Source organism: Devosia sp. J20-27 (genome assembly GCF_055808595.1).
Genome location: NZ_CM147875.1, coordinates 3,795,480 through 3,810,930 on the forward strand (window position 1 = coordinate 3,795,480; position 15,451 = coordinate 3,810,930).

The window sequence follows — 15,451 nt, forward strand, 5'->3', positions numbered from 1 at the left end:
TCTACTGGCCTCCGGCAGAAATGCGGGTGCTGCGCGGCAGCCCGACAAGGCCCTCGGGCGCCACCAGCAACAGGTCGACGCCGCGCGGAAACCGGGCGCGATTGTCGCTCCACTGCGCAAGGAAATCCCCGGGCAGTCCGAGCGGGCTTATAGTGGTGACGTCCTTGATCCCGGGTCCGCGCAAGGTCAGCGCGGGACCGCCATCGAGCGACGAAACGGCGAGGCAAATTGTGGCAGAGCGGTCCGGATATTCGTCCGTCCCGAGCGAAAAAACAGAAAGTTTCGGCAACTGTTCCTGAGACGTGACGAAGACAAAATCGGCCTCCGCGACGCTTTCCACCAGTGGCGCACCGGTGTGGAAGCGGAGCCAGTCGGCAACGGCGCCCGCGGCCGACAGCAGGCCGTCGAGATAGACCGGCGAGTCGTGGTCGCAGAGCGTCAGTGCGATCTCGGCCAGCCCCTGCGGCATCGGCGCGGGTGGAACTGCCTCGGCCGGCAGTTGCTGGATCGTGCCGGGGCGCGCCAGTGCATCCATCACCGCCTTGAAGCCACGCTGGCCGGCCAGCACCGGATCGGCGAAACCGCCTTCAATCGAGAGTGCCTCGGTCATCAGTCGTCGCCTCGCACCATGGTGAAGAAATTGACGCGGGTGGCAGCGGTCTCGCGGCGCATGGCAGCGTCGGCGGCGGTCCGCGTCTGGCGCAGGGGTTCCAGCACCTGGGCCTCGATCCGGTCCGGCTCGCGCTGCCAGAGCGCGTCGAGCAATGCCGCCCGCACCGCCTTCTCGCCATCGCGGCCAAGCGCATATGAGTGGCCGATCTCGCCGCTGGCGAGCCGCACCGTGGCGCGCGTCACCGTGGCTTCGCCGAGGTTGAACGGCTTGCCGCCGCCCCCTGCCCGGCCGCGGATCATCACCAGCCCGGTCTCGGGGCCGCGAACCAGCCGGTACTCGGGCGTCACGGCCAGTGCTTTCCAGAGCTTTTCCAGCTCCGCCGGCGCAGCGACCGAGAGGGTATCGATACTCGCCTTGCGAGCGGATTGTGCGGTCGACATGTTTGCCTCAATTTGTCTAATTTAGTAGACAACTTGTTCTGCTGTTTCGCTCTTACGCCCTGGGTATGAATTTGCAATGACAAAGTCAGACGAACGCGGCGGCGTTGCCCTGTGGCGGCGGATCGCCGACGATATCCGGCTCGACATCATCGGCGGCAAGCTGGCGCGGGACGAGCAACTGCCCACCGAGGCAGCACTGGCAGCGCGCTTCGATGCCAACCGGCATACGGTGCGCCGGGCGCTGGCCGTGCTGGCCGAGGAAGGCGTGGTGCGGGCCGAACAGGGACGCGGCACCTTCGTCAACGAAGCACGGCGCCTCTCCTACCGTATCGGCAAGCGGACGCGGTTTTCCGAGGGGCTGGCCGGTCAGGCGCGGGACACGCATGGCGACCTGCTGTCGTCGCGCCACGAGGCCGCCAGTGCCAATGTGGCGCGCGGCCTTGCGATCAAGCCGGGGGCACGGGTGATCCGGCTGGAGACGCTGTCATTTGCCGATGGCCGGCCGCTGTCGCGCGGCACCAGCTGGTTCCCCTACCAGCGCTTCGGGCAGATCGAGTCGATCTATGCCGAAACGCAGTCGATCACCCAGAGCCTGGCGCGCCTCGGCGTCGCCGACTACTCGCGGCACTCCACCCGCATCTCGGCGCGCTATGCCACGCCCGAGGAAGTGCGCGATGCCCGGCTGGTGCCGGGCACGGTCATGCTGGTCACCGAGATCGTCGACATCGATGCCGATGCCGTGCCGATCCAGTATGCCCTGACGCGCTTTCCAGCCGACCGGCTGGAACTGGTGGTCTAGTCGTCGCCGCGCTCGCGAATGGCGAAATCCTGCAGCGCCAGGGCGGTGTCGATGTCCTGGTCGGCGACGGCGATCAGCGAGGCGAATGCCGCGTGCACGATTTCCTTCTTGGTCGCCTTGGGGTGAGCCTTCCTGGTGGCCTTGAGCAGGTCCTTCGGCGTCATCTTCGATGATGCCAGGCTCAACAACGTGCTCCGCAGGTCTTTCTCAGATGTCATCGCGCGCCCCCGTGTGATTTTCCCAAGTGGCGTTGCAGCACAATCGACTGTCACAAACCAGTCCGGAATCTGCAGGGGCGGCCTGCTGCCGCAGACCGCCCCCGCATTTGCGCGACTCTGGAGGTCAGTAGTCGAACTGCTTGGCGAGCGTCACCTTGAAGGTCCGGCCCTTCGAGCGGTCCATCGACAGGTTCTCGCGATAGTCGGTGTCGAAGACATTATCGACACCCAGCTGGGCCTCGAGGCCGGCCAGCGGGCCATCCTGCGGCTTCCAGCTGGCGAAGAGATCGACCGACGCCCAGCCGTCCGGCTTGCCGGTGGCCGGCGACGTCTCGACATAGGTGATCGGATTGGCCGCGACGGTCAGCCGGGCGCCGTATTCGAGGTACTGGTCAGGCAGGCGTCCGCCAAGCGTCAGCACCACCTTGTCCTGCGGCAGCCCGTCCAGCGGGTCGCCGGCATTGCGGGCGTTGGTGGCGCTGCTGGCCGCAAAGCTCTGCGTGTATTCGCCGCGCGTCAGCGTATAGGCCAGGCGCGCAAAGGCCACCTCGGACTCGTAGGAGCCCTCGACCTCGAGACCCCAGAGCCGCATGCCGGCGATGTTGACGAAATAGGGCGCGTTGGCGGTGACCGGGTTGGACCGGATGCCATCAGTGATGTTGTTGACGAAGGCCGTGGTCTTGATGCCCACCGTGTCGCCCTGGGTCAGCAGGTCGTAGCCCGAGAGCCCGAAGCCGGCTTCGACGTTATCCGAGTATTCCTTCTGCAGGTTCAGGTTCGACGTGCGGGTACCCGAATACTGGAACATCTCGTCCAGCGTCGGCATGCGCTCGGTATGCGCGGCCGAGCCGAAGATGTTGAAGTTGTCGTTGAAGCGGTAAAGCGCGGCGACCTTGGGCGAAAAAGCGACATCGTCACTGGGGGTGGTGACAGTAAAGCTCGCGCTTGGCGCGAGGTGCGCGAAGTCGAGCCGCGCCCCGCCGATCAGCGTCAGCTTCTCGTCGATGGTGTGCTCGGACTGGGCGAAGACACCCAGGTTGGTCGAGGTGCCTTCGGGGTGCGTCGTGATGATGGTGCCGGTGCTCGGAGTGGCCACGCGGTCCTGGTTACTCACCTGCACGCCATAAGTGAGATAATTGACCCAGTTCTCACCGGTGAAGGTCGACGTATTCTGCGCATTGAGTTGAACAGTCTTGTAGCCGTAGTCGGCGTTCAAGATATTGAACCCGGGAGCCACCAAGGTGGCATTTTCCTGTTCAACGGCGGTATCGGAGTAGGAGAGCTGGACCTTGAGGTCGAGCATGTCATTGGCGGAGTCCGGGTTCTCATAGGAGACGATGGTGGTCTGGTCGACGACATGGCGGTCGACGGTGCCGAAGTCGGCGGTCCCGGTCTGGGCGTAATACTGGTTGTCCGCGTCGTTGTCCCAGCGCTGGTACGAAACGCGCACCACCTGCTCGTCGTCGAGATGCATGGTGCCCTTGAGCAGCCCCGACCACGCCTGGAACTCCGAGCCCTGCAGCGTGCCGCCATTGGCCAGGGCCTGCAGGTCCGAGCGGCGGAAATTGCCGGCGGCCAGCACTTCGAAGGTCTCGTTGAGCCGATGTGCCAGGATGGCCGAGGTCAGCGTGCCGTTGCCGTTGCTGCTGTAGTTCTGCTTGAGACGCAGCGCGCCGGTCTTGCCGTCCGCGATGAAGTCGGCCGCATCCTTGGTGGTGAAGTTGACGACGCCGCCAAAGGCGCCCGAGCCGTAGAGCGTCGAGGACGCCGGGCCGCGCAGCACCTCGACCTGCTTGTAGAGTTCGGGATCGGAGAAGAACGAGCCCATGCGGTACTGTTCGTAGAACTTCTTGGCGCCGTCCACGGTGATGATGATGCGCGACTCGTCGCCGGAGGTTTCGGCCGCGCCGATGCCGCGGATGTTGAAGCTTTCGCCCAGCGGCCGTTCCGAACCGACCAGGGTGACGCCGGGAACGTCCTTGAAGATCTCGCCCGTGGTTGCGGCCTGCTTGTCGTCAATGTCTTTCTGGTCGACCACGGTCACCGCCTGGGGCGTATCGATCGCCACCTTGGCGGCACCCGAGCCGATCACCAGGCGTTCCAGCAGGGTGACGAATTTGGTGTTGGCATTGGCCGATTGTGCGCTGGCCGCGCCCCCCGCCAGTACTCCCAGCGCAACGCCGCCAAGCAGCGTTGTGGCCAGACGTGCCACGTGCCCCATAGTCTTTCTCCAGTCGGTTCTGCTCCGTAGCCACGCCACGGATGCGTTCAAAAAATGCTGGCTGGCGAAAGGCTTGCTGGCACCGAGGGGCGGAAATTTAAATATGACTCCGCCACTCATCTATCGCTTGACGTATAAATCCTGATGTGGAAAGTCAACAAATATGTTCGAAAGGTGGTCGACGGCTGATGCCGCTCTCCGCCGGACGCCGCACGCACCATGGAGACGCATAAAGTGCACGACGCCCACACCCTTGATCCGGCCCAGATCCGCCAGCTGCGCGCCAGGCATCCGGAGATGCGCGAACGCGATTTCGCCCGCATCCACAAGCTGAGCGAAGCGCAGCTGGTTGCCGCCTATGTCGGTGACACGGTGGTCCGGTTGCGGCCCGACGTGCGCACGCTGCTCGAGGGCGCTCCGGCGCTCGGGGAAGTGATGGCGCTGACACGCAACGAGAGCGCCGTGCACGAAAAGATCGGTCCTTACGAAGCGGCGAAGTTCCATCCGCACGCCACGACCGTGCTCGGCGAACAGATCGACCTGCGGATCTTTCCGGGCAAGTGGGCGTCCGGCTTTGCGGTGCAGAAGACCGACGCGGATGGCGCCATCAAGCACTCGCTGCAGTTCTTCGATGCGGCCGGCGACGCCGTCCACAAGCTGCATCTGCGCCCTGCGTCGGACCTCGTCGCCTATGATGCGCTGGTCGCGGCGCTGCGCGCCGACGAACAGTCTGACGAGGTCGCGACCCAGCCCGTGGACGACAGCGAGGTCCGCTCCGACGAACCCGTCGGTTCGCCCGCCGAACTTCGCGCCGCGTGGGACAAGCTCACCGACACGCATCAGTTCTTCCCGATGCTGCGCAAGCTCAACCTGTCGCGGCATCAGGCCCTGACCAGCATCGACGCCGACTATGCCTGGCCGCTTGAGCCCGGCGCGACGCGCGCCATGCTCTCCGGCGCTGCCGGCACGGACCTGCCGATCATGGCCTTTGTCGGCAATCGCGGCTGCATCCAGATCCATTCGGGACCGGTGCAGTCGGTCAAGGAGATGGGCCCCTGGCTCAACATCATGGATGAGACCTTCCACCTGCACCTGCGTCTTGACCACATCACCGAGGCCTGGGCCGTGCGCAAGCCGACCGCCGACGGCATCGTTACCTCCTTCGAGGCGTTCGGCGCCGACAACAAGATGATCATCCAGTTCTTCGGCAAGCGCCGCGAGGGTGGTGGCGAACGCCAGGGCTGGCGTGACCTGGTCGAAAGCCTGCCCCGCCTCAATCGTTCCAACGCCGCCTAGGACCTCTCCCCAGATGCATCCCTTCCGCTCGTCCCTGCTCGCCATCGCAGCCCTTGCAGGTCTTTCGCTCCCGGCGCTGGCGCAGTCTCCCGTAGAACCCTTTGGCGATCCCTCGCGTCTCGTGGTGATCGGCGGCTCGCTGCTGGAAATCGTCTATGCGCTGGACGAAGGCAGCAAGGTCGTCGCCCGCGACACGACCGGCGTCTTTCCGCCCGAAGCGACCGCCCTGCCCGATGTCGGGTATATGCGTGCCCTGTCGCCGGAAGGCGTGATCGCGGTCAACCCGACCGCCCTGCTGGTGGTCGAGGGCGCCGGCCCGCCGGAGACGCTCGACGTACTCTCCAAGGGCTCAGTGCCCTATGTCGTCGTGCCCGACAGCTTCAGTCATGAGGGCGTGCTGACCAAGGTGCGCACCGTCGGCGCGGCGCTCGGCGTCCCTGACAAGGCCGAAGCGCTGGCGCAGCGGCTCGACGCCGAAATCACGGCCGCCGAGGCCGCGACCGCGCAACTGGCAGAGGCGGACCGGCAGCGGGTGCTGTTTGTGATCTCGGTGCAGGACGGCAAGATCCGGGCGGCCGGCGGCGGCACGGCCGCCAACGGCATCATCGCGCTGGCCGGCGGCATCAATCCCCTCTCCGACATGAACGGCTACCAGACGCTGACCGATGAGGCGATCCTTGCGGCCAACCCCGATGCCGTGCTGATGATGAGCAATGGTGGCCAGGAGGACCTCTACCAGCAGTTGTCGGCCAACCCGGCGCTGGTCGCGACACCGGCGCTGCGCGATGGCCGGATCATCCAGATCGACGGCGCCTTCCTCCTGGGGTTCGGGCCGCGCACGCCGGCGGCGATCCTCGAGCTGGCCGGCAGCCTCTATGGCGATGCAGTGGCGGCGCACTGATGCTGATGCGCGCCGACACTGCCGATCCGGGACTGGCTGGCGACAGAAGCGGGCTTGCCCGTCTCGCCCTCGTGGGCCTCGGCTTGCTGCTCGTCGCAGCCATGGTGCTGGGTCTGCTGACCGGGGCCTCCGACGCCTCGCTGCTGCGCCTGCTGCAGAGCTGGCTCGGCCTTGAGGTCGACCAGACCCTGCTGGCCCGCGACCGTCTGGTGTTTCTCGATATCCGCCTGCCGCGGCTGCTGCTGGGTGCCGCCATCGGCGCCGGGCTCGCAGTCTCCGGCGTGGTGATGCAGGGGCTGTTCCGCAATCCGCTGGCCGACCCCGGTCTCGTCGGCGTCTCCTCCGGCGCCGGGCTCGGCGCGGTGCTGGTCATCGTTCTCGGCGGCACCGCATTGGCGCCGCTGCTGCTGCCGCTCGGCATCTATGGCTTGCAGATCTTTGCCTTTGCCGGCGGGCTGGCGACCACGACAATGCTCTATCGTGTCGCCACCCGGGGCGGACAGACCCAGGTCGCCACCATGTTGCTGGCCGGCATCGCCATCGCGGCGCTGGCGGCAGCACTGATGGGCGTCCTGATCTACATCGCCAGTGACTCGCAGCTGCGCGACTTCACCTTCTGGAGCATGGGCTCGCTGGCCGGATCGAACTGGCAGAAGGTCGCGGCGTCCACCCCGATCATCCTCATCGCGATCATTGCCTCCTTCGGTCTTTCCGCCGGCCTCAATGCCCTGACGCTGGGCGAGGCAACGGCGGGTCATCTCGGCCTGCGGGTCGAGCGGCTCAAGAAGATCGCAATCGTCGCGGTGGCGGCGGCGACCGGAGCAGCCGTTGCGGCCAGTGGCGGCATCGGCTTTGTCGGCATTGTCGTGCCGCATCTGCTGCGGCTCGTCATCGGACCGGACCACCGCTTCCTGCTGCCGGCCTCGGCCCTGCTCGGCGCTGCATTCCTGCTGGCGGCCGACGCCGTTGCCCGCACGCTGGTGGCACCGGCGGAACTGCCCATCGGCATCGTCACGGCTGCCGTCGGCGGACCATTCTTCCTCTGGATCCTGCTGCGCAAACGCAGCCAGCTGGCGTGGTGATTGCGATGCTCCAGGCAAAGCGGCTTTCGGTCTCTATCGACGGGCGACCCATCGTCCAGGGCCTGTCATTTTCTGCCCGCGCCGGCGAGGTGACAGCCATCATCGGGCCGAACGGCTCGGGCAAGTCCACCGTGATGAAGGCGCTGTGCAGCGATCTCGCCTATGGCGGTTCGATCAGCATCAACGGCCACGACATTGGCGCGCTCAAGCCCTACGAAACAGCGCGCATGCGGGCCGTGCTGCCACAGGCGTCGACGCTGACCTTCCCCTTCACCGTACTTGAAGTGGTGCGCATAGGGCTGAGTGCCGGGGTCAGCGGCGTCGACGGCCGCCGGCGCGCCCATCTGCCGATGGAGGCCCTGAAGGCAGTCGATCTGGGTGGCTTCGGCGGGCGGATGTACCAGAGCCTCTCGGGCGGCGAACAGCAGCGGGTGCAACTGGCGCGCGTGCTCTGCCAGGTGTGGCAGCCCGTGCTCGACGGCGTGCCCCGCTTCCTGCTGCTGGACGAGCCGGTATCGAGCCTCGACATCCGGCACCAGCTGCTGGTCATGGAAATCGCCCAGGACTTTGCCCGGCGCGGCGGCGGGGTGCTGGCGATCCTGCACGACCTCAATCTGGCGGCGCTCTACGCCGACCAGGTGCTGGCACTGAAGTCCGGCCGGGCGGTGACGTTCGGCACACCGCAGAACGTGCTCGACGCGGCTCTGGTGCGCGAGGTGTTCGACTGCAGCCTCGACGCAATGGAACGCCCCTCCGGCGGCCGCATCTTCACGCTGCCCGGACGCCGGCAGCAGCAGGTGGCGGCATGACGCAGGCACCGGCGATCGAAACTGGCGCGCGCCCCCCGGCTGCGGACCAGAAGCCTGACCTCGACACCCGGCAGCTGTTCGGCAGCCGGAGCGAGATCCGCATCCTGCATCAGGGCGCGATCTACCGGCTGCGCATCACCAAGGCCGGCAAACTGATCCTCAACAAGTAGAGGCCCTTATGAACCACACTCTCACCGCTGCCGCCCTTGCGCTGGCCATCGTCGCGTCGCCGGCGGTGGCCCAGGACGCCGCATCGATGTCGCTCGAGCTCAATGCGCTGCAGCCGTCCGACGCCGGTTGTCGCATCACGTTCGTCGCCAGCAATGGGCTCGGCACGGCCGTCGACAAGGCCACCTTCGAGATCGCGCTGTTTGGCACAGGCGGCGGCATCGACCGGCTGGTGTCGCTGGACTTCAAGAACCTGGCGCCGGGAAAGACCAAGGTGCTGCAGTTCGAACTGGCCGGTCTTGAGTGCGCATCGCTCGGCCGGGTGCTGGTCAATGACGTGACCGCCTGCGAGGGCGAGGGACTCGACCCGGTCTCGTGCCTCGCCGGTCTGTCGACCTCCAGCCGCGTCCAGGCCGCGTTCGGGGTCTAGGCCATGGACAATCCCGCACTCGCCATTTCAGCCGGCACGACGCTCCCGCATATCGACATGTCGCCGTTCGCCCTGTTCATGCAGGCCGACTGGGTGGTGAAGTCGGTCATGCTCGGGCTGTTGCTCGCGTCGATGATCTGCTGGGCAATCATCTTCTCCAAGATCGCGGCCTATGGGCGCGCGCGCCGCGAGATGCGTCGCTTCGAGAAAGCCTTTGCAGCGGGCGAGCCGCTCGGTTCGCTGCACGAACGGTTGAGGCAGACACCGGCGCGCGGCCTGTCGGCGATCTTTGTGGCGGCCATGGATGAGTGGAACGGCAGCCATGCCGCCGATGCCGCCACCCCGGCGGGCCTGCAGGCGCGCCTGCGGCTGGTGCTCGATGGCGCCATCGCCCAGGAGGCCGACACGCTCGAACAGGCCCTGCCCTTCCTCGCCACCGTTGGCAGCGCGGCGCCGTTTGTCGGTCTGTTCGGAACGGTGTGGGGGATCATGAATGCCTTCACCTCGATTGCCGCCAGCAAGGACACCAGCCTTGCCGTGGTGGCGCCGGGCATTGCCGAGGCCCTGTTCGCCACGGCGATCGGCCTGCTCGCCGCCATCCCCGCGGTCATCGCCTACAACAAGCTCTCGATCGACAGCGGCAAGCTGCTGGGCCGGCTGGAAGCCTTTGCCGACCGGCTGGCCGTGCTGCTGTCGCGGCAGCTCGACAGCAAGAGCGCCAACTGATGGCGATGATGCCGGGCAGCACCGGCGGCAAGCGGGGCCGGCGCGGATTGCGGCGTGGCGGCCTGATGAGCGATATCAACGTCACGCCGATGGTCGACGTCATGCTGGTGCTGCTGATCATCTTCATGGTGGCAGCGCCGTTGCTGACTTCCGGCGTGCCGATCGATCTGCCACAGACGGCGGCCCAGGCCCTCGCCACCGAGAGCAAGCCGATCACCGTGACGGTGCGTCCCGACGGGGCGCTCTACCTCGGCGAGGACCCGGTGGCGGCCGATGCCCTGCTGGCCGAAGTCAACGCCCTGGCCGGCGGCGACGTCGCGCAGCGCCTCTACATCCGCGGGGACGCCACCGCAGCCTACGGCGCCATCATGGAGGTGATGGGCACGCTCTCGGGTGCAGGCTACGCGCATATCGGGCTGATCACCGAGCAGAAGAAGACGCCCTGATGCGCCGCGCGCTGCCGGCCTCCGTGCTCGTGCATCTGGCGCTGCTCGGCGGCGCCTGGCTGGCGCTCGACCTGACACCGCCGCCGGAAGACACGGGACTGGAATCGGTCACGGTCGATATTCTCAATATCGAGGAGTTCGCCAGCAGCAGCGCCAGCACCGCCGTCAGTTCGGCGACCGAAGCTTTGGTCGCGGCCGGGGCGGAGGCTGTGCCTGAAGCCGAAGTGATCGCCCCGACCGAGCCGGTCACAGCCGAAGCAATCCAGCCCGAGGCCGAGGTCGCCGGGCCGGCGGCCGTCGACAGCCCGGAACCGCTGCAGCCAGATGCTGCGCGCCCCTCGACGACAGAAGCAGCAGCGACAGACGATGCCGCATCACTTGCCGTTCTGGCGGCCGCGACGGTCCCCGACAGCCCGCCGGTCGAGGGGCTGGTTCCCGTCCGGACGGCGGCAGTGGCCTTCGAGGTCGCGCCCGCTGCCCCGGCAGCCGACCTGCGCGTCGCGGCGGTAGCGCCGCAAATGGTCGAGCCTGTCAGCACCACAGGCGCGCCCCTTCAGGCGATCGAGGATAAGGTGGCTCCCACACCGTTGCCGCGACCGGTCTTCAAGCAGCAGGCTGCGCCACCGCCACAAAAGCCGTCCCCCAGGGCCGACCGGTCGGAGACACCGCGGCCAAAGCCCAAGGCCGAACCGAAACCCAAAGCCAAGCCGAGCCAGGCCGGTGACGGCGGCAAATCCAATGCCACCGTCGCAGCGGTGGCGCAGTCGGGTGGCAAGGGGGCCAGCACCGCCGCCGGAAATGCCGCCGTCAGCAAATATCCGGGATTGGTGCAGCGCGCCTTGCGCCGGGCGCTGCGGTTCCCCAAGGGCGCCGGCAGCGCCCGCGGCGAAGTGCAGGTCACCTTTGTCGTCTCGTCGTCGGGCGCCGCCTCGCAGATTGCCGTCACCCGTTCGTCCGGGCACGCCGTGCTCGACCGGGAAGCCATTGCGACGGTGAAGCGGGCCGCACCTTTTCCGGCGATCCCGGCGGCGGCAGGCCGCAGCAGCTGGACGTTCACCATGCCGCTCGCCTTCCTGCGATAAGGGGCATCACCGAGCTTGCCAGACGATCGCAGGACCGGGATTATCCGGTCTCGCGCGAGGGGGCAGGACGTCATGGAAACGATCATTCACAACTGGGCCGAGCATGTCGCCTTCGGCGCTACCTCGACGCATCTGCCGGCCAGCCTTGCCGAGGTGCAGGATGTCGTCCGGCAATCGGCAAAGCTGCGCGCCGTCGGGGCCCGGCACTCGTTCAACAGCATTGCCGACACGACCGGTGCCATGGTGTCGCTCAGGGGACTGGCCCGGCGCGTCGAGATCGACGCCGCCTCAAGGACGGTCACCATCGATGGCGGCATCACCTATGCACAGCTCTGCCCGCTGCTCGATGCCGCGGGCTGGGCGCTCGCCAACCTGCCCTCGATCCCCGACTTCTCGGTGGTCGGCGCCGTGTCCACGGCAACACACGGCTCGGGGAACCACAACAAGAACCTCGCCGGGTGCGTCGCCGGTCTCGAGATCGTCACGGCATCGGGCGAGCTGCTGACGCTGCAGCGCGGCGACGCCGATTTTGACGGTGCGGTCGTCGGGCTGGGCGCCCTGGGCGTCGTCACCGCCCTGACGCTCGATCTGGTGCCGCGCTTCGACATCCGGCAGGACGTCTTCCATGACCTGCCCTTCCAGACCGTCGCCGACAATTTCGATGCCCTGATGGGCAGCGCCTACAGCGTCAGTCTGTTCACCCATTTCCGCGGCGACCGTATCGAGCAGGCCTGGCTCAAGACCCTCGCCGATGCCGAACCGCCGGGCCGCGCGTTCTTCGGTGGCCACTCTGCCGAGGCCGAGAGCAGTCCGGTCTGGGGCAAGGACCCGGCCGGGACCACGGCGCAGATGGGCGTGCCCGGGCCCTGGTTCGACCGGCTGCCGCATGCCCGCATCGGCGCCATCCCGCCGATCGGGGGCGAGTACCAGTCCGAATATTTCGTTGCCCGCAGCGACGGCCCGGCGGCGCTTCGCGCCATCAAGGCGATCGAGGCGGCATTGCACCCGGCGCTGATCGTGGCCGAGATCCGCACCATCGCCGCGGACAGCTTCTGGCTCAGCACCAACTCCGGGGGGCCCAGCGTCGGCTTTCACTTCTCCTGGCAGCGCGACTGGAGCGTGGTCAGCACGGCACTCCATGCCCTCGAGGCGGCGCTCGCGCCGTTCAGGCCGCGTCCGCACTGGGGCAAGCTCTTCGTCATGGCTGCCCAAGAGGTGCAGTCCGGCTATCCCGACCTCGCCGCATTCCGCGCCCTGGCCCGCCGCCACGATCCACACGGCAAATTCCGCAACGCATTTCTCGATGAGTACATATTCGACGCGTGAGCGCAGCGCGGCGTCACCCAATTGGGAGCTGGCTGGGGCGCCAGGATTCGAACCTGGGAATGGCGGTACCAAAAACCGCTGCCTTACCACTTGGCGACGCCCCAACGCGCGGGTTGGTACACGGTTTGATTGGGGCGTGCAACTGAGGTGAGATGGGGCGTTTCATGGCTTGAACAGGAGGGGCAGCAAGGCTATATAGCCGCCGTCCGGGCCGGTTTCGGCGATGACGGAGTATAGCGCAGCCTGGTAGCGCACCTGCTTCGGGAGCAGGGGGTCGAGTGTTCGAAATCACTCTACTCCGACCAAAAGAAAGGGCCGAAGATCCTTGGATCTTCGGCCCTTTGCCATTTCGAGGCTGTCAGCGGCCCTAGCGGGCGCTGCGCCGGGTCAGGCTCAGGGCGCCGGCAACGGTCAGCGCCGCAAAGACCATCTTGAGGATATCCCAGACGATGAAGGGCTGCACCGCGCCGTTCCAGGCGACGGTCAGCAGGTCGCCGGAGGCGAGCCACTGGGGCAATTCACCGCCCGTGCCCAGGATCATGTTGGCGACGGCCATCAGCCAGGCAAAGCCGAAGGCAAACGACACGGCGTCCGCGGCAATCATGCCCAGGGCCATCGGCACGATGCGACCGCGGGCCTTTTCGGCGACAAGGCCGGCAATGATGACCATCGGCACCCAGCCGACGATGAAGCCGAAGCTGGGGGAGAAGACGTAGGCAAAGCCGCCACCGCGGGAGAACACCGGCAGGCCCAGCAGGCCTTCAGCGATGTAGAGCGCCAGCGTCGCCAGGCCGAGGCGCCAGCCCATGACACCGCCGATGACGGCAACAACCATGCTCTGCACGGTGATGGCGACCGGCCAGACCGGCACCTGAATCTTGGAGGCAATCGCCAGGGCGACCGTCCCCAGGATGACGGCAGCGACCTGCGTTGCGAGCCTGGCGCTCCGCGCCTCGGGCAGCAGGGTGCCCAGAACCGTGTTCGGAGTGGTCAAAGTCTCGGCCATTGATGTACCTTCCAGAAGGGCGAATATATCGTTCGAGTTCTAGTCCGTCCCCCAAGCGAGCGCAATGGCCGCCCCTCCTCCCAAACTGGTCTTTGACACGGGTTTCTCGCCGCAAACCGGCCAAGCCGAAGCAATCTCCGACGGGGTGTGGCGGGTTACCGCGCCCAATCGGGGGGCTTATACCTTTACCGGCACCAACAGCTATCTGGTCGGCGGGGCGTCGCTGATCGTGATCGATCCGGGGCCGTACGACCCGGATCATCTCGCGGCCCTGCTCCGGGCGATCGCCGGCCGGCCCGTCGAGGCCATTCTGCTGACCCACACGCACACCGACCATTCGGCTCTGGCGCCCCGACTGCAGGCAGCGACCGGCGCCCCGATCTGGTTCGAGGGGCAGCATCGCCTCAGCCGGAAGCCGCGCCTGTTCGAGGTCAACGGCGTGGGCGGCGCAAGCGACTGGGGACTGCGGCCGGACCGGGTGCTTCGCGATGGCGAGCGGCTCAACATTGCCGGCCGTTCGCTGACGGTCGTCGCCACGCCGGGACATTGCGCCAACCATCTGGCATTCACGCTCGGCGGCACCGGACTGTTGTTTGTCGGCGACCACGTGATGGGCTGGAATTCGACGCTGGTCTCGGTGCCGGACGGGTCGATGGCCGATTACCTGGAGTCATTGCGGAAGGTCATTGCCCTGCCCGCCAGCCGCTACCTGCCCGGCCATGGTGGTGCGATCGATGATGGCCGGACCTATGCCGAGGCGCTGCTGGCGCATCGGGAAGCCCGCAACGATCAGGTGATCGCAGCCGTAAACGCCGGTGCGCGGAGCCTGCGCGACCTGCTGCGGCAGATCTATCCGGGCCTGCAATTGGCGGTAGTGCCGGCGGCGCTGATGACGCTGAAGGCGCATGTCGAATATCTCGAGGCCAGGCAGTCCATCCGGGTATCGCGAGGCGTGCTCGGGCTGCGCCTCGCGCCCGCCTAGTTGTCGGTGGCGGCGCCGGCCTCATCCGGTTCGACCGGGGCGGCGGGCGTTTGCGGTGCGTCGCGCAGCATCAGGGTGATGCGTTCGTCGAGGGCGAGCAGGAACTGCTCGATGCGGCGGCCATTCTCGCCGAGATCGGACCAGTCATGGGCCGCGGCCGACCGCATATCCACCGTCGACCCAGTCGGAATGCCGCCGACTCGCACGGCCACCTCGTCGCGCCATCCAAGCAGGGTCGTGGCAATGACGTTGAGTTCGCCGGTATCGAGCGGGGTGGTGGGAGCCCGGCGGGCCCGCAATTCCCAGCCATTGGCGAGGGCCAGTTGCTCGACCAGACCGAACATCTGGCCAGCCTCGATGGGGTAGGTCCGCGTCCGGGCGTTGGGGAAGGTGGCCTCGAGTTCGGCGCGCTGATCCGGCGTCGACACCCGACCGGTGATACTGACAAACCGCGGCGGGTTGGTGAAATTGGTCGAGACATCGGTGGTGGCCGGATAGTGGAAGGCCATCCAGAAGACAAAAGCCAGCGGCACCAGACAGATGAGCGAGAAGACCAGGCCGATGGCGGCGCGCGCCCAGCCTTGATCGCCGGTGACCCAGAGCCGGGCGAAGGCACCGATGGCGAGGAAAAGCGCCAGGAAGGCGAAGCCGCCGGCAACCAGTTCAATGACATGGAAGTCGTTGCTGCCGATCATCCGCTCGCGGTGCAGGAAGATCGGGATGATCGCCAGCGGCAGGGCAAAGGCGCCCAGCCGGCGAGACCAGATCGCCCATTTCGAGGTGCGGATGAGGATGCGCATGGAATCCGGATGGTTGTTGGGGTTACCCGACTATTGCACTGATGCGGCAAGTGATGGGAAGCGCCCGGCGCGGTTTATACGCACTTCAAGTGCCCGAAGCTGCAAG

18 protein-coding genes and 2 tRNA genes are annotated in these 15,451 nt (G+C 66.8%); 13 read left to right on the forward strand and 7 right to left on the reverse strand.

Features of this window, described 5'->3' with window-relative positions; translation table 11 throughout:
* Position 1: 1 nt before the first annotated feature.
* Entirely contained in the window at positions 2 to 610 is a 609-nt protein-coding gene (gene phnH, locus AC0L4C_RS18820) for a phosphonate C-P lyase system protein PhnH (protein ID WP_473401270.1), read from the reverse strand.
* Positions 610 to 1,053 (reverse strand): phosphonate C-P lyase system protein PhnG, encoded by a 444-nt coding sequence (gene phnG, locus AC0L4C_RS18825; RefSeq protein ID WP_473401271.1) that lies wholly within the window; start codon positions 1,051 to 1,053, stop codon positions 610 to 612. Before phnG ends, phnH begins: the two co-directional genes overlap by 1 nt.
* A 76-nt stretch (positions 1,054 to 1,129) precedes the next feature.
* On the opposite strand from phnG, the gene phnF reads away from it, so the two are divergent.
* Positions 1,130 to 1,852 (forward strand): phosphonate metabolism transcriptional regulator PhnF, encoded by a 723-nt coding sequence (gene phnF / locus AC0L4C_RS18830; protein WP_473401272.1) that lies wholly within the window; start codon positions 1,130 to 1,132, stop codon positions 1,850 to 1,852.
* On the opposite strand, the gene AC0L4C_RS18835 is transcribed toward phnF, so the two are convergent.
* Together AC0L4C_RS18835 and AC0L4C_RS18840 are read right to left on the reverse strand one after the other, a co-directional pair.
* Positions 1,849 to 2,037, reverse strand: coding sequence for a hypothetical protein (locus AC0L4C_RS18835; protein ID WP_473401273.1), 189 nt, complete (start codon positions 2,035 to 2,037; stop codon positions 1,849 to 1,851). The genes phnF and AC0L4C_RS18835 overlap by 4 nt on opposite strands.
* A gap of 157 nt (positions 2,038 to 2,194) precedes the next feature.
* Positions 2,195 to 4,291 (reverse strand): TonB-dependent receptor domain-containing protein, encoded by a 2,097-nt coding sequence (locus AC0L4C_RS18840; RefSeq protein ID WP_473401274.1) that lies wholly within the window; start codon positions 4,289 to 4,291, stop codon positions 2,195 to 2,197.
* 219 nt (positions 4,292 to 4,510) lie between these two features.
* On the opposite strand from AC0L4C_RS18840, the gene AC0L4C_RS18845 reads away from it, so the two are divergent.
* The 10 genes from AC0L4C_RS18845 to AC0L4C_RS18890 all read left to right on the forward strand — a co-directional run bounded on the left by AC0L4C_RS18845 (position 4,511) and on the right by AC0L4C_RS18890 (position 12,557).
* Positions 4,511 to 5,587, forward strand: a complete 1,077-nt coding sequence (locus AC0L4C_RS18845; RefSeq protein ID WP_473401275.1) for a hemin-degrading factor — start codon at positions 4,511 to 4,513, stop codon at positions 5,585 to 5,587.
* Positions 5,588 to 5,600: 13 nt separating this feature from the next.
* Complete coding sequence (locus AC0L4C_RS18850) at positions 5,601 to 6,488, forward strand: heme/hemin ABC transporter substrate-binding protein (RefSeq protein WP_473401276.1); 888 nt, start codon at positions 5,601 to 5,603, stop codon at positions 6,486 to 6,488.
* A 5-nt stretch (positions 6,489 to 6,493) separates the two neighbouring features.
* Entirely contained in the window at positions 6,494 to 7,570 is a 1,077-nt protein-coding gene (locus AC0L4C_RS18855; RefSeq protein ID WP_473403557.1) for a FecCD family ABC transporter permease, read from the forward strand.
* A 5-nt stretch (positions 7,571 to 7,575) separates the two neighbouring features.
* Positions 7,576 to 8,379 carry a heme ABC transporter ATP-binding protein gene (locus AC0L4C_RS18860; RefSeq protein ID WP_473401277.1) on the forward strand — a complete coding sequence of 268 codons (804 nt, stop codon included), beginning with the start codon at positions 7,576 to 7,578 and terminating at the stop codon, positions 8,377 to 8,379.
* A complete protein-coding gene (gene hemP, locus AC0L4C_RS18865; protein ID WP_473401279.1) occupies positions 8,376 to 8,549 on the forward strand; it encodes a hemin uptake protein HemP in 174 nt (57 codons plus the stop codon). The genes AC0L4C_RS18860 and hemP overlap by 4 nt, the downstream gene beginning before the upstream one ends.
* 8 nt (positions 8,550 to 8,557) lie before the next feature.
* Positions 8,558 to 8,977, forward strand: coding sequence for a hypothetical protein (locus tag AC0L4C_RS18870; protein ID WP_473401280.1), 420 nt, complete (start codon positions 8,558 to 8,560; stop codon positions 8,975 to 8,977).
* 3 nt (positions 8,978 to 8,980) lie between these two features.
* Entirely contained in the window at positions 8,981 to 9,703 is a 723-nt protein-coding gene (tolQ, locus tag AC0L4C_RS18875; RefSeq protein WP_473401281.1) for a protein TolQ, read from the forward strand.
* Positions 9,703 to 10,149, forward strand: a complete 447-nt coding sequence (locus AC0L4C_RS18880; protein WP_473401282.1) for an ExbD/TolR family protein — start codon at positions 9,703 to 9,705, stop codon at positions 10,147 to 10,149. The genes tolQ and AC0L4C_RS18880 overlap by 1 nt, the downstream gene beginning before the upstream one ends.
* Complete coding sequence (locus AC0L4C_RS18885) at positions 10,149 to 11,231, forward strand: energy transducer TonB (protein ID WP_473401283.1); 1,083 nt, start codon at positions 10,149 to 10,151, stop codon at positions 11,229 to 11,231. The genes AC0L4C_RS18880 and AC0L4C_RS18885 overlap by 1 nt, the downstream gene beginning before the upstream one ends.
* 72 nt (positions 11,232 to 11,303) lie before the next feature.
* Positions 11,304 to 12,557 (forward strand): FAD-binding protein, encoded by a 1,254-nt coding sequence (locus tag AC0L4C_RS18890; RefSeq protein WP_473401284.1) that lies wholly within the window; start codon positions 11,304 to 11,306, stop codon positions 12,555 to 12,557.
* 29 nt (positions 12,558 to 12,586) lie between these two features.
* Here AC0L4C_RS18890 and AC0L4C_RS18895 read toward each other — a convergent pair.
* Positions 12,587 to 12,661 (reverse strand) — tRNA-Gln (locus tag AC0L4C_RS18895).
* Positions 12,662 to 12,784: 123 nt separating this feature from the next.
* On the opposite strand from AC0L4C_RS18895, the gene AC0L4C_RS18900 reads away from it, so the two are divergent.
* Positions 12,785 to 12,862, forward strand: a tRNA-Pro gene (locus AC0L4C_RS18900).
* Positions 12,863 to 12,924: 62 nt separating this feature from the next.
* Here the strand turns inward: AC0L4C_RS18900 and AC0L4C_RS18905 are convergent.
* Positions 12,925 to 13,563 carry a biotin transporter BioY gene (locus AC0L4C_RS18905; protein ID WP_473401285.1) on the reverse strand — a complete coding sequence of 213 codons (639 nt, stop codon included), beginning with the start codon at positions 13,561 to 13,563 and terminating at the stop codon, positions 12,925 to 12,927.
* Between the two features lie 64 nt (positions 13,564 to 13,627).
* On the opposite strand from AC0L4C_RS18905, the gene AC0L4C_RS18910 reads away from it, so the two are divergent.
* Positions 13,628 to 14,545 carry an MBL fold metallo-hydrolase gene (locus AC0L4C_RS18910; protein ID WP_473401286.1) on the forward strand — a complete coding sequence of 306 codons (918 nt, stop codon included), beginning with the start codon at positions 13,628 to 13,630 and terminating at the stop codon, positions 14,543 to 14,545.
* On the opposite strand, the gene AC0L4C_RS18915 is transcribed toward AC0L4C_RS18910, so the two are convergent.
* Positions 14,542 to 15,345: a DUF1499 domain-containing protein gene (locus AC0L4C_RS18915; RefSeq protein ID WP_473401287.1), complete on the reverse strand. Its 804-nt coding sequence runs from the start codon at positions 15,343 to 15,345 to the stop codon at positions 14,542 to 14,544. The two genes, AC0L4C_RS18910 and AC0L4C_RS18915, sit on opposite strands and share 4 nt — an antisense overlap.
* Between the last annotated feature and the right edge of the window lie 106 nt (positions 15,346 to 15,451).

Excerpts from the sequence above, each read along its gene's own strand:
- AC0L4C_RS18905 (WP_473401285.1), bottom strand. The coding sequence starts at position 13,563 with ATGGCCGAGACTTTGACCACTCCGAACACGGTTCTGGGCACCCTGCTG.
- AC0L4C_RS18880 (WP_473401282.1), top strand. The coding sequence starts at position 9,703 with ATGGCGATGATGCCGGGCAGCACCGGCGGCAAGCGGGGCCGGCGCGGA.
- AC0L4C_RS18885 (WP_473401283.1), top strand. The coding sequence starts at position 10,149 with ATGCGCCGCGCGCTGCCGGCCTCCGTGCTCGTGCATCTGGCGCTGCTC.
- AC0L4C_RS18860 (WP_473401277.1), top strand. The coding sequence starts at position 7,576 with ATGCTCCAGGCAAAGCGGCTTTCGGTCTCTATCGACGGGCGACCCATC.
- tolQ (WP_473401281.1), top strand. The coding sequence starts at position 8,981 with ATGGACAATCCCGCACTCGCCATTTCAGCCGGCACGACGCTCCCGCAT.
- AC0L4C_RS18850 (WP_473401276.1), top strand. The coding sequence starts at position 5,601 with ATGCATCCCTTCCGCTCGTCCCTGCTCGCCATCGCAGCCCTTGCAGGT.
- phnF (WP_473401272.1), top strand. The coding sequence starts at position 1,130 with ATGACAAAGTCAGACGAACGCGGCGGCGTTGCCCTGTGGCGGCGGATC.
- AC0L4C_RS18845 (WP_473401275.1), top strand. The coding sequence starts at position 4,511 with ATGGAGACGCATAAAGTGCACGACGCCCACACCCTTGATCCGGCCCAG.
- AC0L4C_RS18910 (WP_473401286.1), top strand. The coding sequence starts at position 13,628 with ATGGCCGCCCCTCCTCCCAAACTGGTCTTTGACACGGGTTTCTCGCCG.
- AC0L4C_RS18890 (WP_473401284.1), top strand. The coding sequence starts at position 11,304 with ATGGAAACGATCATTCACAACTGGGCCGAGCATGTCGCCTTCGGCGCT.
- AC0L4C_RS18915 (WP_473401287.1), bottom strand. The coding sequence starts at position 15,345 with ATGCGCATCCTCATCCGCACCTCGAAATGGGCGATCTGGTCTCGCCGG.
- hemP (WP_473401279.1), top strand. The coding sequence starts at position 8,376 with ATGACGCAGGCACCGGCGATCGAAACTGGCGCGCGCCCCCCGGCTGCG.
- phnH (WP_473401270.1), bottom strand. The coding sequence starts at position 610 with ATGACCGAGGCACTCTCGATTGAAGGCGGTTTCGCCGATCCGGTGCTG.
- AC0L4C_RS18870 (WP_473401280.1), top strand. The coding sequence starts at position 8,558 with ATGAACCACACTCTCACCGCTGCCGCCCTTGCGCTGGCCATCGTCGCG.
- phnG (WP_473401271.1), bottom strand. The coding sequence starts at position 1,053 with ATGTCGACCGCACAATCCGCTCGCAAGGCGAGTATCGATACCCTCTCG.
- AC0L4C_RS18855 (WP_473403557.1), top strand. The coding sequence starts at position 6,494 with ATGCGCGCCGACACTGCCGATCCGGGACTGGCTGGCGACAGAAGCGGG.
- AC0L4C_RS18840 (WP_473401274.1), bottom strand. The coding sequence starts at position 4,291 with ATGGGGCACGTGGCACGTCTGGCCACAACGCTGCTTGGCGGCGTTGCG.